The 12,799-nt window shown below is 63.5% G+C and carries 12 protein-coding genes; 5 read left to right on the forward strand and 7 right to left on the reverse strand.

What is annotated here, in order from left to right:
- The first annotated feature begins 66 nt into the window (after window positions 1-66).
- The 5 genes from accB to AB7A72_RS14610 all read left to right on the forward strand — a co-directional run bounded on the left by accB (window position 67) and on the right by AB7A72_RS14610 (window position 5,342).
- Window positions 67-522 carry an acetyl-CoA carboxylase biotin carboxyl carrier protein gene (gene accB, locus AB7A72_RS14590; RefSeq protein ID WP_239810704.1) on the forward strand — a complete coding sequence of 152 codons (456 nt, stop codon included), beginning with the start codon at window positions 67-69 and terminating at the stop codon, window positions 520-522.
- Between the two features lie 10 nt (window positions 523-532).
- Window positions 533-1,888: an acetyl-CoA carboxylase biotin carboxylase subunit gene (gene accC / locus AB7A72_RS14595; RefSeq protein WP_021026145.1), complete on the forward strand. Its 1,356-nt coding sequence runs from the start codon at window positions 533-535 to the stop codon at window positions 1,886-1,888.
- 75 nt (window positions 1,889-1,963) lie between these two features.
- The gene (gene prmA, locus AB7A72_RS14600; RefSeq protein ID WP_312417393.1) at window positions 1,964-2,884 is read left to right on the forward strand and encodes a 50S ribosomal protein L11 methyltransferase; all 921 of its coding nucleotides are present in this window, start codon (window positions 1,964-1,966) and stop codon (window positions 2,882-2,884) included.
- Between the two features lie 25 nt (window positions 2,885-2,909).
- The gene (locus tag AB7A72_RS14605; RefSeq protein WP_369460395.1) at window positions 2,910-4,412 is read left to right on the forward strand and encodes a zinc-ribbon and DUF3426 domain-containing protein; all 1,503 of its coding nucleotides are present in this window, start codon (window positions 2,910-2,912) and stop codon (window positions 4,410-4,412) included.
- 27 nt (window positions 4,413-4,439) lie between these two features.
- Window positions 4,440-5,342: a carbohydrate kinase family protein gene (locus tag AB7A72_RS14610; RefSeq protein WP_239810707.1), complete on the forward strand. Its 903-nt coding sequence runs from the start codon at window positions 4,440-4,442 to the stop codon at window positions 5,340-5,342.
- A 122-nt stretch (window positions 5,343-5,464) separates the two neighbouring features.
- Here AB7A72_RS14610 and AB7A72_RS14615 read toward each other — a convergent pair whose 3' ends face one another.
- The 7 genes from AB7A72_RS14615 to pncB form a co-directional block, all read right to left on the reverse strand.
- Window positions 5,465-5,959, reverse strand: coding sequence for a GNAT family N-acetyltransferase (locus AB7A72_RS14615; RefSeq protein ID WP_369460396.1), 495 nt, complete (start codon window positions 5,957-5,959; stop codon window positions 5,465-5,467).
- 36 nt (window positions 5,960-5,995) lie between these two features.
- Window positions 5,996-6,427: a divergent PAP2 family protein gene (locus AB7A72_RS14620; RefSeq protein WP_239810709.1), complete on the reverse strand. Its 432-nt coding sequence runs from the start codon at window positions 6,425-6,427 to the stop codon at window positions 5,996-5,998.
- A 2-nt stretch (window positions 6,428-6,429) separates the two neighbouring features.
- Window positions 6,430-7,308 carry a decaprenyl-phosphate phosphoribosyltransferase gene (locus AB7A72_RS14625; protein WP_369460397.1) on the reverse strand — a complete coding sequence of 293 codons (879 nt, stop codon included), beginning with the start codon at window positions 7,306-7,308 and terminating at the stop codon, window positions 6,430-6,432.
- A gap of 4 nt (window positions 7,309-7,312) precedes the next feature.
- Window positions 7,313-8,740 carry a glycan biosynthesis hexose transferase WsfD gene (gene wsfD / locus AB7A72_RS14630; RefSeq protein ID WP_369460398.1) on the reverse strand — a complete coding sequence of 476 codons (1,428 nt, stop codon included), beginning with the start codon at window positions 8,738-8,740 and terminating at the stop codon, window positions 7,313-7,315.
- 5 nt (window positions 8,741-8,745) lie between these two features.
- Window positions 8,746-9,798, reverse strand: coding sequence for a bifunctional nicotinamide-nucleotide adenylyltransferase/Nudix hydroxylase (locus AB7A72_RS14635; protein WP_312458471.1), 1,053 nt, complete (start codon window positions 9,796-9,798; stop codon window positions 8,746-8,748).
- A gap of 68 nt (window positions 9,799-9,866) precedes the next feature.
- Complete coding sequence (locus AB7A72_RS14640; RefSeq protein ID WP_369460399.1) at window positions 9,867-11,567, reverse strand: NAD+ synthase; 1,701 nt, start codon at window positions 11,565-11,567, stop codon at window positions 9,867-9,869.
- A 9-nt stretch (window positions 11,568-11,576) separates the two neighbouring features.
- Window positions 11,577-12,764, reverse strand: a complete 1,188-nt coding sequence (gene pncB, locus AB7A72_RS14645) for a nicotinate phosphoribosyltransferase (protein ID WP_369460400.1) — start codon at window positions 12,762-12,764, stop codon at window positions 11,577-11,579.
- Window positions 12,765-12,799: the final 35 nt, after the last annotated feature.

Raw genomic sequence — 12,799 nt, forward strand, 5'->3', positions numbered from 1 at the left:
TGAGTCAAATAGGGCGAAATTGGAGTAAATTTGCGCCCTGTTTGATTTTTAGCCGTTGGAGCTCCCATGGATTTACGCAAGCTGAAAACCCTGATCGATCTCGTGTCCGAGTCGAATGTATCGGAGTTGGAAATCACCGAAGCAGAAGGCAAGGTTCGCATTGTGAAGGGCGGCGGTGCTGTGGTGCAGCAAGTGATGGCTGCGCCCGTGCTGCCCGCTGCGGCCCCGGCAGCGGCAGCGCCTGCTGCAGCCGCTGCGCCGGCCGAGGCAGCTCCGGCTGCAGCGCAAGGCCATACGGTGAAGTCGCCGATGGTGGGTACGTTCTACCGCTCGTCGGCACCGGGCGCCAAGGCCTTTGTCGAAGTGGGCAGCCAGGTCAAGGAAGGCGATACCGTGTGCATCATTGAAGCGATGAAGATCCTCAATGAGATCGAAGCCGACAAGTCCGGCACGATCAAGCAGATCCTGGGTGAGAACGGCCAGGCCGTGGAATTTGGTCAGCCTCTGTTCATCATTGAATAAGGCCTCGCCCATGTTCAAGAAAATTCTGGTTGCCAACCGCGGAGAGATCGCACTGCGTGTGCAGCGCGCGTGCCGCGAGCTGGGCATCAAGGCCGTGATGGTCTATTCAGAGGCGGACCGCGACGCCAAGTATGTGAAGCTGGCCGATGAGGCGGTTTGCATTGGCCCGGCGCCGTCGGCCCAAAGCTACCTGAACATGCCTGCGATCATCTCGGCTGCCGAGGTGACCGACGCCGAGGCGATCCACCCTGGTTATGGCTTTCTGTCCGAGAACGCCGATTTTGCCGAGCGCGTGGAAAAGAGCGGTTTCCAGTTCATTGGCCCGACGCCCGAGTCCATCCGCATCATGGGTGACAAGGTGTCCGCCAAGCAGGCGATGATCAAGGCTGGTGTGCCTTGCGTGCCTGGTTCGGACGGCGAACTGCCCGACGACCCGGCGCTGATCCGCCGCATTGCCAAGGCCATCGGCTACCCGGTGATCATCAAGGCCGCTGGCGGCGGTGGTGGCCGGGGCATGCGTGTGGTGCATACCGAGGCAGCGCTGGTCAATGCGGTGCAGATGACCAAGGCGGAAGCCGGTGCTGCATTCGGCAATCCTGCGGTGTACATGGAAAAGTACCTGCAGAACCCGCGCCACATCGAAATCCAGGTGATGGCCGACAAGTTCAAGAACGCCGTGTATCTGGGCGAGCGCGATTGCTCCATGCAGCGCCGCCACCAGAAGGTGATCGAAGAGGCGCCGGCCCCAGGCATTCCACGCCGTCTGATCGAAAAGATTGGCGACCGCTGCGTGGCCGCCTGCAAGAAGATCGGCTACCGCGGTGCGGGCACGTTCGAATTTCTGTACGAAAACGGCGAGTTCTACTTCATCGAGATGAACACCCGCGTGCAGGTTGAGCACCCGGTGACGGAATGGATCACTGGCGTCGACATCGTCGGCACCCAGATCATGGTCGCCGCTGGTGAGAAACTGCCGTTCACGCAGCGCCAGATCAACGCACAGATGCGCGGTCATGCGATCGAATGCCGGATCAACGCCGAAGATGCCTACAAGTTCACGCCGTCGCCTGGCCGTGTCACTACCTGGCACATGCCCGGCGGCCCCGGTGTGCGGGTCGATTCGCATGTGTATGCGAACTACTTCGTGCCACCGAACTACGACTCGATGATTGGCAAGCTGATCGTCTATGGCGACACCCGCGAACAAGCCATTGCCCGCATGCGCACCGCGCTGCTGGAGACGGCGGTCGAGGGTATTTCGACGAATATTCCGCTGCATTCGGAACTGATGGTGGATGCCAAGTTCAATGCCGGCGGCACCAATATCCACTATCTGGAAGAGTGGCTGGCTGCGCGCAAGCGTTGATGCACCCCCTTTCATCGTGATAGATGCTGGCATTTCCAAGGGAATGCCAGCTTTTTGCATTAAGGAAACCCTGTCATGTACGAACTGTGCCTGATGTGCCCGGAAGACCGGGTCGAGAGCGTGAGCGAAGCGCTGGATGCGCTCGATGCGCTCAGCGTCTCGGTCGAAGATGCCGATGCCCAGACCGATGCCGAGCAGGCGCTGTTTGGCGAACCCGGCATGCCGCCGCCCAAGGATGGCTGGCAGCGCAGCCGCATCGTGGCGCTGTTCCCGCAGCGCGCTGCAGCCGAAGAGGCGCAGAGCCTGCTGCAGCTGCAGGATTTCTTTGCAGGCTGCAGCCTGCTGGGCATCCGTGAAGTGGCCGAGCAGGACTGGGTGCGCCTGACCCAATCGCAGTTCGCGCCGGTGGACATCACGCCGGATTTCTGGATTGTGCCCACCTGGCACGAATTGCCGGCAGCTGCCACCCGCAGCATCCGCCTGGACCCGGGCCTGGCCTTTGGCACCGGCACCCACCCCACCACCCGCATGTGCCTGCGCTGGATTGCGCAGCGCGGCGCCGAGGGGCAGGATCTGGGCCGCGTGCTGGATTACGGCTGCGGCTCTGGCATTCTGGCCATTGGCGCCGCCAAGTTTGGCGCGCTGGACATCGACGCGGTGGACATCGACACCGCTGCCGTGGAATCGACCGAGTACAACGCCCAGGCCAACCACGTGCAGTTGCGCGCCGGCTTGCCCGATGCCGCACAGGGCGTATACCAGACGGTGCTGGCCAACATCCTGGCAACGCCACTGAAGGTGCTGGCCCCCTTGCTGTGCGCCCATGTGGCCGAAGGCGGTCACCTGGTGCTGGCCGGTATTCTGGAGCGCCAGACCGATGAGTTGAAGGCCGCGTATGCGCCTTACCTGCAGCTGGACGTGGCCGATAGCGAAGATGGTTGGGTGCTGATGACGGCACGGCGCGCAGCAGATTCCGCCACCGGGACAGGCCGCTGAGTTTCTGACCCTACAATCCACTGCGATGAGCCAGATAACGCGTTGCCCCCAGTGCCAGACCCGCTTCAAGGTGGTGGATGACCAGTTGCGCATCTCCGATGGCTGGGTGCGCTGCGGCAAATGCAAGGCGGTATTTGATGCGCTCACGCACCTGGTAGCCAGTGCGCCGGCAGCGCCTGCCGGCCCGCAGGCGCCGTCTGTGGAACAGGCCCCTGTTGCAGCGCAGGCCCCGGTGGCGGCTCCGTCCATGGAGGCGGCGCTCAACCCCGAGCCCACGCAGAGTGGGGCGGCGGTGCTGCGGACCGAGAACTCGCTGCAGGTCGACCCCCATGCCCAGGTGCCCGAGCTGTCGGTGCTGGTGTTTCCGCGCCGTGCCAATGCCAGCGGGGATTCGGGCTATGTGGACTCGTCCTGGATGCAGGCTTATGGGGACGAGGCCGAAGCGCAGACCCCCGCCGCGCCACCTGCAGCGCAGGACCGCAGCGGTCTGGAAAGCGAATGGCAGCCGATGGCCGACCAGCGCCCGGAATCGCTGCGCAGCAGCCGGGTGGATTTTTCGGCGACCGACGATCTGGCAGAGCTGCAAGCCCGCGAGGGCCGCTTGCTGGAGGCCATTGCCGAGCGCCAAAAGCCCGCAACTGTGCCTGTGCCGCCAGCGCCCGTGCAGCCCGCTACTGTGGATGATGCTCCGCTGCCCGTCGCTGCGGAGGTGGTGGCACCTGTTGCCCCTGTTGACCCTGTTGCAAACGACCGGCATGTCCCGGAACCTGCTTTGCCTCCGCCGTATTTGCGGCAGAGCAGCGCCCATGGTCTGTCCGACCCCGCCCCGGTAGCGCGGCAAGAGGATGAACTGCTGCTGGCGCCCGAGATGGCGGGCAGAAGCCTGCATGCGGGCAAGGTAGAGCCCTCGCTGTCCGGGCCGACCAACTATGTGGCGCAGATGGATGAGGCCGTTGCGGCGGCCGATGCCGCGGCGGCCGATGCCGCGGCTGCCGTTGGCATGGATAGGGCCGCCGAGCCCGGCTTTGTACGCGCTGCCAAACGCAAGGCGTTCTGGCGCAAGCCCTGGGTGGTGGTGCTGTCACTGCTGCTCAGTCTGCTGCTGTTGGCGGCCTTGCTGCTGCAGATGGCGCTAACCCAGCGGGACCGCCTGGCGCTGGCCCAGCCCCAGTGGCGGCCAGCACTGCAAGCGGCCTGCCGCCTGGCGGGTTGCGAGATAGCGCCGCCTCGGCAACTGCAGTCCGTCTCTATCGACAGCACCAGTTTCAACGCCGTGGGGCCACGCCAGTTCCGGCTGCGGGTGGTGTTGCGCAATGGGGCAGACTATCCGGTGGCAGTCCCTGCGCTGGAGTTGAGCCTCAACGACGCGGCAGAGAAGCTGGTGCTGCGCCGCGTGCTGCGCCCGCAGGAGCTGCAGGCACCAGACGCGCTGCAAGCGCATGGCGAGTGGACGGCGGAGATGGTCATCCAGGTGGCAGAGGCTGCCGGCGATGTGGTGGGCTACCGCGTACTCGCGTTCTACCCTTGAAATTTTGATAACAGAAAGAATAGCTTCATGGCTTCGCTGATCTGCGGCTCGCTCGCGTTTGACAACATCATGACCTTCTCTGGCCGCTTTGCCGACCAGATCATGCCCGATCAGATTCATATCCTGAACGTGTCCTTTCTGGTGCCGACCCTGCGGCGGGATTTTGGCGGCTGCGCCGGCAATATCGCCTACGCGCTGAACCTGCTGGGCGGCAAAGCCCTGCCGATGGCCGTCGTCGGTCATGACGGTGATGGCTACGTAGCGCATTTCAAGCAGCTGGGCATCGACACGCGCTTCATCAAGAAGCTCGACGACCATTACACCGCCCAGTGCATGATCACCACCGACATGGACAACAACCAGATCACCGCCTTCCACCCCGGCGCGATGATGCAGGCCCATCAAAATACCATCACCAAGGACTGCGGCGCAGCCATTGGCATCGTGGCGCCCGATGGCCGTGACGCCATGCTCCAGCACGCCGAGCAGCTGCATGCCGCCGGCATTCCCTTTGTGTTTGACCCCGGCCAGGGCCTGCCGATGTTCGATGGCAATGACCTGCGCCACTTCATCAGTCTGGCCACCTGGGTGACCGTGAACGACTACGAAGGCAAGATGCTGAGCGAGCGCACTGGCCTGTCGTTTGCCGATATCTCGACCCAGGTGCAGGGCCTGATGGTGACCCTGGGCGCCGAGGGCTGCGATCTGTGGGAAAACGGCGAGCGCACCCATGTGCCTGGCATCCAGGCCGCTGCGGTCGTCGATCCGACCGGCTGTGGTGACGCCTGGCGCGGTGGTTTGCTCTGGGGCCTGGAGCATGGCCGCCCGCTGCGCCAATGCGTGGAACTGGGCAACCGCATGGGCTCGCTGAAGATCGCAGCACGCGGGCCGCAAAACTACCAGCTGGATTTTGACCCTGCAGCGGTCTGAGACGGCGGCGCAAACCCCCTGGGTTGGGCCTTGCCGTCACGCTGGTTCAACGGGGGCCCAACGCGGGAAATGCGCCCGATGGGCTGAGGCGGGGCAAGCGCTCCTCTGAGCGGGCCCGGGCATCAACCCTTCGCAAAGGCCTCCAGCGCCTCGCCGGTCATCCGGTATTTGATCCATTCGCTCTGCGGCTTGGCGCCCAGGCTGTCGTAGAACTGGATCGATGGGGTGTTCCAGTCCAGCACGCTCCATTCGAAGCGCCCGCAGTCCTTGTCCAGCGCAATGCGCGCCAGATGGCGCAGCAAGGCCTTGCCCGCGCCGCTGCCGCGGTGGCCGGGGTCCACGTACAGGTCTTCCAGGTACAGGTCTTCCAGGTACAGGCCATTGCGCCCCTGCCAGGTGGAGTAATTGAAGAAATACACCGCAAAGCCGATGGCCTGGCCATCCTCCTCGCAGATCAGGCCATGCGCGGTGGCACCTGCACTGAACATCGTCTTGTGCACATGGGCGGGTGTGGAGAGCACCTCGTGCTCGGCGTTTTCGTAAACGGCCAGGTCGCGCACAAAGCGCAGGATGGTATCGGTGTCGTCGATGGTGGCGGGGCGAATGGTCAATGGCATACGGAAAAGCCGCGTAGGGCGCTGGCAAGCAAAAGCTCAATCGTACAACGGCAGCCAGGCGTGCACGGCCCAGGCCAGCACAATGCCGCAAACCACGCCACCCAGAATCTCGGCAAGGCTGTGGCCCATGCGTTCGCGCAGTGCAGTGGTGGTCGCCGCCGGGGCCTGCTGCTGTAGACGATTGATGGCCTGCGCATGCTTGCCTACCTGCCGGCGCAGGCTGCTGGCATCCAACACGACGATGAATGCCAGGGTCAGGGCAACGCCAAAAGCCGGGTGGTCAATACCATGCTTGAAAGCAACCAGCGCAGCCATGCTGCTGACGATCGCGCTGTGGTTGCTGGGCATGCCGCCATAGCCGATCAAGCCAAAGGCGGGCTTGCCCGCGCGCCAGCTGTTGATCAGAAACTTCAGTGAGCCGGCCACCAGCCAGGCCAGCAGCGGGGTCAGCAGATAGGACAGATCCATGCTTATCCTTTCAGTCCCGCCAGCGCCCACAGGCACACCAGCACCCATGCCAGTACCGTCAGCAGCAGCGGCAGATCGCTGAGCAAGGCATCGGTGGGCGACTCACCGCCGTCGAGCTTTTCCACCACATACCAGTAGCGAAACAGCCCAAACAGGACCAGCGGAATCGACACCACGAGTTGCGGGCGGACCGACATCACAAACATGCTGTAGAACAGCAGGGCACCGGTCGCAGCGATCTCGGCATAGCGCTCCACCAGCGACACCGAATATTTCTGCAAGACTGCCCGGGCTTCGGTACCCGTTTGCAGCAATTCCTGGCGCCGCTTGAGCGCCGCAAGATACAGCGCCAGACACAAGGTGGTGACAAACATCCAGGAGCTGATTGGCACCTGCAGCGCCTGCGCGCCGCCCCATACGCGCAGTACAAAGCCGATGGCGATCGTGAAAATATCCAGGACTGGCTGGTGCTTGAGGTAGTAGCTGTAGGCCAGATTCAGCACCAGGTAGGCGGCAATCACTGGCAGCACCTGCGGGGCCCATGGCCAGGCGGCCAGCAGCAGCGCATACAGCACCAGCAGCAGCAGCAGCGCCTGGCGCACCGTGACCAGGCCCGCGGCGAGGGGGCGGGTCCGGGATTTGCTGGGGTGCTTGCGGTCCTGCTCGATATCACGCAGGTCGTTGACGATGTAGGTGGCCGAGGAGGCCACACAAAACAGCAGCATGGCCAGCAGCGCCTGGACTACGGCATGCCGGTCGGTGAACGAGCCGGTGAATACCAGCGGTGCCAGCACAAAGCCGTTCTTGATCCACTGGCGTGGCCGCATCAGGCGCAGCAAGCCGAGCAGGCGTTGAGAGGGCGAAGCAGTGGTCGCGGGCATGGCGCTATCTTGCAGCACGCAGACGGTCTAGTACGCCAAAAATGGCACCTAACCAGAGCAGGATAAAGCCCGGCAGGAAGACGGCTGCATGGCGCTCTACCTCGACCATACCGTCGCCAAATACCGAGCTGAAGATGCTGTAGAAGCACAGCAAGCCGCCGATCCAGATGGCATGTGCCCACAGGGATTGGCGACCACGAGGCAGGAGCGCATAGACAAATGCCGCTGCTGCCAGCATGGCCATGACAGCAACCATTGCCAGGTACAGACCTCGTGGGGCACTGACGATCAGCGATGAGGGCGAACTGGCATACATGCCCGGAGACAGCTCACTGGCATGGTAAGGATAGAGTTGCGGGAAAAAGCCGTAGACCGGTTTGTAGGCCTCCACGCCTGCGAGCAGCGTCTTGGCAATAGTCGACGGTTGCTTCGCTGCCAGGTTCAGCAGCTTTAAGCGGCTGATGCTGGCAACCTCCGGGCAGATATTCTGTTTGAGGCCATGGTTGAAGGCATGCGCACCAATGCCGGCCATCTGGGCACATTCTGGGCGCAGCCCCAGGCTGACTGCAGCCTCCTCAGGGTTGCGGGAGTGCATCAGCACGCCATAAAAGATGGTGTCGGTGCGGTTGACGCGGTCGATGCCGGCATAGAACTCCTGGCTTTGTGCGGGGCGCAGATAGCTATGGCACAGGCTGGCCACCAGTACAGCGCAGAGCATCGCGGTGCTGTGCAGGCGGTACTGCCTGCCATTGAAGAGCAGGAAGACGGCCGTCAGCACGATGGCCAGGTAAAAGTACTGCTGGTTGGAAAACCCGAGCATGAAGGTCAGCAACGCGAGCAGCAGCGAGGCCCAGGGACTGCGCGAGAACGCATCCAGGCGGCAGGCCAGCAAAGCCGTGACGACAAATAACGAGAAGAACAGGCTGCTGAAGACCGGGTAGAGCGACTGGAAATACAGCAAGGTGCTCATGTCCCACCACAGCAGCACAAAACAGGCACTGAGAAACACGCGCAGGCGCATGCTGCGCAAGGCCCACATCAGCGCGGTATAGGCCAGCAGCACGATGACCCATTTGGCATAGGCCAGGTGCTGGATGGGGAAGGTGTCGCCCACGCTGTGGCCCAGCTTGAGTGCACTGAGGTAAATGGTTTCAGCCGTCGGATTGCAAAACTGCCACAGCCTTTCGCCGTTGTAGTGCAGCTGCGCGACCACCCGGTCAGGCGCAGGGCTGTGGAAGGCTTCGGACTGGGCGTCAAAGTTCCAGATGCCTACGCAGCCGGAGGTGCGCAGGAAATCGAAATTGTTGGGGTAGCCGAGCACAGGCGAGTGCGCGCTGAACACCAGAAAACGAACTGTACCCAGCAGCAGCAGCACGGCAATGAGCAGCCAGGGCCCGCGGGCACCTGGGCGGTTGGAGACAAAGGCTTGCATGGGCGCTATTGTCCGTTGCCCGCCAGCACTTTCTGCACGATCTGGAAATGGTCCTCAAAAAACTCGGCCTCGCGGGCGCGTATCGCATCGATGCTGAGCCAGAAGGCCTCGGCTGCATCATCGTCGGCACGCACCGCAGGCTTGGGGCTGCGCTGCAGGTCGAAATAGTGCACATGGGTGATAGTGCGGCCACGCTGGCTGCGGTCCGGGTGGTCGAACACGGTGACCGACTGCAAGCTGGCCTGCAACTGGGCCTCATTCAACGCGCAATGCGTCTCTTCCTGGAGTTCGCGCAGGCACGATTGCCAGAGGCTGTCGCGCGGCTCGACAAAGCCGCCGGGCAAGGCCAGCAGACCCTTGCCGGGCGCATGGCCTCGGCGAATCACCAGCACGTCATTGCCGCAGCGCAGCAGCGCATCGACGGTCACGAAGACCGGCGGGTAGGGCGCTGCCGCCCAGGAGGCCTGGTAGCGGCGCAGCATCTGCCATTCGGTTTGCAGTGCGGCGTATTCGGGGGTGGCGCGGAACTGCTGCAGAAACTGCAGCGAGCTGGCCGGCAGCATGCCGGCCAAGGCGGCCAGGCCTGCTGCGGAATCATTGCCTTGCAAGCCAAAGTAGGCGTCGCGGATGGGGGTGGCGTCAATGCTGTTCTGGCGCGGCAGGCTGACCAGCTCCCAGCCAGGGAAGTGGGCCAGGTAGCTGCTGCTCTCGTCCTTGAAGTGGCCCACCAGGCCAATGCGGGCGCCAGGTTGGCTGTGGCTGGTGACAGCTTCGCGCACGGCCGTGACCCAGCGCGGCTCGTCGTAGTAATCGCGGATGGGCACAAACACCAGGCGCGCCGCATCGGCCGGGCTCAGTGCTGCGGCAAACATCTGCGCACGCTCTTGCCAGGTAAAGGGGTTTTTGGGGCTGCGGGCCTGCAGTGCCGATCCCAATACCACCACCACCTTGCTGGCGCGGGCAAGCGCGTGCTGCAGCAAGGCCAGGTGGCCCAGGTGCGGCGGCTGGAAGCGGCCAATCAATACCGCCAGGTCATAGTGCTCGTTAGCTGCGCTCATATCTCGTTGTCTTGGTGCCTGCTGGTGTGTTTGTTGGGGATTATGCGCTGGGCATGCGCCGGCTCGCTTCAGGGGTAGTAGGCCGCAATCGGCATTTGCCGGCCGGTGCCAAAGGCGCGGGGGCGCAGGCGCAGAATGGGCGGCGCCTGGCGGCGCTTGTATTCGCTGCGGTGGACCATGCGCTGCACCTTGGCGACGGTCTGGCGGCCCGCGTCCGTCTGCGCCAGCCGCTCGACGAACTGCTGGGCGGCGTTGTATTCCAGGGTCGACAGGCGCTGGCCTTCGATCAGGATCTTGAGGATCTCGTCGAGCACCGCATAGGGCGGCAGGCTGTCCTCGTCCTTCTGGTCGGGGGCCAGCTCGGCCGATGGCGGCTTGTCGATGATGGCCTCGGGGATCAACTCGCGCCCGGCGCTGGCGTTGATGTGGCGCGAGAGCGCGAAGACCTCCGTCTTGTACAGGTCGCCCAGCAGCCCCAGGCCGCCATTGGTGTCGCCATACAGGGTGCAATAGCCTACGGAGATTTCGGACTTGTTGCCCGTGGTCAGCAGCAGATGGCCGAAGGCATTGCTGTACTCCATCAGGATGGTGCCGCGAATGCGGGCCTGAACGTTCTCCAGCGGCAGGCCCTGCAGTGGCGCGCCAAAGCTGGTCTCGAACTGCCGGGCATAGCCCTGTACCAGGTCGGCAATCGGGTGGGTGTGCAGCGCAATGCCCAGGTTGCGGCACAGTGCCACCGAGTCGTCCACCGAGCCGCTGGAGGAGTAGCGCGAGGGCATGGTGATGCCGACCACGTTCTCGGGGCCGAGTGCCTCTGCTGCCAGCGCCAGGGTGAGCGCGGAATCGATGCCGCCCGAGCTGCCCACGACGACCTGGCGAAAGCCGCAGCGGCGCGCATAGTCGCGCAGACCCAGAATGATCTGCTGGCGGTAGAACTCCATCGTCGGCAGGCCTTCTGCCGGTGGGCGGGCAGGTGGCGTGCCATCGGGCAGGCAGAAGCCGCCGTTGTCAAAGCCCAAGGTGCAGACGGTTTGCACAAAGCGCGGCGCTTCCCAGACGATGCCGCGCTCGGGCTGTACTGCAAACGATGCACCATCGAACACGATCTGGTCCTGGCCCCCGATCTGGTTGACATACAGGATGGGCAGGCCGTGGCGGCGCGCGGCCTGGCTGAAGATCTGGTGGCGTTCCTCGCGCTTGCCCAGGTGGCTGGGGCTGGCGTTGATGCTGACGACCACATCGGGGGCCGCATCGGCCATGCGCTCGAAGGGGTTGGTCGCGTAGTCGGCACCGCTGTCGTTCCAGCCGTCCTCACAGATCAGAAAGCCGACCTGCATCTGGCCGATGCGCAGCACCTTGGCCACATCGCGGCCCGGCTCGAAGTGGCGCCGTTCGTCAAAGATGTTGTAGGTGGGCAGCAGCTGCTTGTCGTACTGCAGGCGGATGGCGCCGTTGTGCAGCACCAGCAGGCTGTTGTGCAGATGCTTGCCGGGGCCGGCGGCGCGGGTGGGCGCGCCCAATACCCAGTGCAGATCGGGCAACTGCTGGCTCTCTTGCAACAGGCGCGCAATGCCGGCATCCACGCGGGCCAGAAAATCGGGCTCGTCGAGCAGATCGCCGGGGTAGTAGGCGGTCAGTGACAGCTCGGCAAAGACGACCAGCTGCGCGCCTTCGGCCTGCGCCTGGCGGGCGGCGGCCACCATCTGGTCGATATTGCCATCCATGTCGCCGACGGTGGGGTTCAGTTGGGCCAGGGTGATCTTGAGCATGGCGGCTCCTTAATGCGTCACATGGAACACTTGCTTGAGGTAGGCGAGGTAGGTCTCGTCGTCGCACAGGGTCTTGCCTGGGCTGTCACTGAGCTTGGCCACCGGTTGGCCATTGGCGTGGGTGAGCTTCATCACGATGTTGAGCTGCTTGAGACCCATGTCATTGGCAAGTTGCGTACCTATGCCAAAACCGCACTGGATGCGATCGGCGAAGTGCTGGTAGAGTGCCAGCGCGCTGTCCAGGGTCAGGCCATCGGAGAACACCAGGCGCTTGGAATGCGCATTGATGCGCAGCTTGGCGTAGTGGGCCAGCGCTTTTTCGCCCCATTCATAGGGGTCACCGGAGTCATGGCGCAAGCCGTCGAACAGCTTGGCAAAGTACATGTCGAAATCGGCGAGGAAGGCATCCATGCCCACCGTGTCGGTCAGTGCGATTCCCAGGTCGCCCCGGTACTCTTGCACCCAGTCTTCGAGCGCGGCGATCTGGAAATCGCGCAGCCGCACGCCGTGGGCCTGGTAGCTTTGCAGGTATTCATGGGCCATGGTGCCGATGGGCACCAGGTTCAGATCACGGGCCAGCAGCACATTGGAGGTGCCCTTGAACCACTGCGCCGTCTGCGTGGCAAAAGCTTGTACCACCTCGCGCTGCCAGGGGGCCGAAAAGCGCCGGCGCACGCCAAAGTCAAACAGCTCAAAAGGGTGGCGGTGCTTGGCCTCTTGCGCCAGCTCCTGCAGCCGCACGATCTTGGCGCCCAGGCGCTTGCGCCCTTCGGCCAGCGCGCTGGCCTGGTCAAAGCGGCGGAAGTACAGCTCGTTGACGATGGAGAGCACAAAGATCTCGAAGCCCATCACATGCACCTGGGGACCATGGGCGACGATATGCAGGCCATCGCCATCGGGCTCGACCTCGATAAAATCACGCTGGAACTGGAAGATGCGCAGAAAGTCGATGAAGTCGCTCTTCATGAAGCGCAGGCTGGCCAGGTAGTCGAGCTCATCCTTCTTGAACTTCAGCGCGCACAGCGCGTCGATCTCGGTGCGCACCTCGGCCAGCAGATCGACCAGCGGAAACTTGGTCTGCGAGCGGCAGACAAAGCGGTAGGTGGACTGGGTCTGCGGATGGCGATGGAGCATGGCCTGCCACATCGTGAACTTGTACAAATCGGTGTCGAGCAGGCTGGTGATGATGGGCTGCATACCGCGTCTTTCTCTGTCAAAAAGGAGAGCTGCCA

Source organism: Comamonas sediminis, assembly GCF_041107495.1.
In the GTDB taxonomy this organism is placed as follows: domain Bacteria; phylum Pseudomonadota; class Gammaproteobacteria; order Burkholderiales; family Burkholderiaceae_C; genus Comamonas; species Comamonas sediminis.

Bases quoted from the DNA above. Each gene is read 5' to 3' on its own strand.
- AB7A72_RS14635 (WP_312458471.1), bottom strand. From the start codon at position 9,798: ATGAGCGCAGCTAACGAGCACTATGACCTGGCGGTATTGATTGGCCGC.
- prmA (WP_312417393.1), top strand. From the start codon at position 1,964: ATGTACGAACTGTGCCTGATGTGCCCGGAAGACCGGGTCGAGAGCGTG.
- accB (WP_239810704.1), top strand. From the start codon at position 67: ATGGATTTACGCAAGCTGAAAACCCTGATCGATCTCGTGTCCGAGTCG.
- AB7A72_RS14640 (WP_369460399.1), bottom strand. From the start codon at position 11,567: ATGCTCAAGATCACCCTGGCCCAACTGAACCCCACCGTCGGCGACATG.
- AB7A72_RS14620 (WP_239810709.1), bottom strand. From the start codon at position 6,427: ATGGATCTGTCCTATCTGCTGACCCCGCTGCTGGCCTGGCTGGTGGCC.
- accC (WP_021026145.1), top strand. From the start codon at position 533: ATGTTCAAGAAAATTCTGGTTGCCAACCGCGGAGAGATCGCACTGCGT.
- AB7A72_RS14605 (WP_369460395.1), top strand. From the start codon at position 2,910: ATGAGCCAGATAACGCGTTGCCCCCAGTGCCAGACCCGCTTCAAGGTG.
- AB7A72_RS14625 (WP_369460397.1), bottom strand. From the start codon at position 7,308: ATGCCCGCGACCACTGCTTCGCCCTCTCAACGCCTGCTCGGCTTGCTG.
- pncB (WP_369460400.1), bottom strand. From the start codon at position 12,764: ATGCAGCCCATCATCACCAGCCTGCTCGACACCGATTTGTACAAGTTC.
- AB7A72_RS14615 (WP_369460396.1), bottom strand. From the start codon at position 5,959: ATGCCATTGACCATTCGCCCCGCCACCATCGACGACACCGATACCATC.
- wsfD (WP_369460398.1), bottom strand. From the start codon at position 8,740: ATGCAAGCCTTTGTCTCCAACCGCCCAGGTGCCCGCGGGCCCTGGCTG.
- AB7A72_RS14610 (WP_239810707.1), top strand. From the start codon at position 4,440: ATGGCTTCGCTGATCTGCGGCTCGCTCGCGTTTGACAACATCATGACC.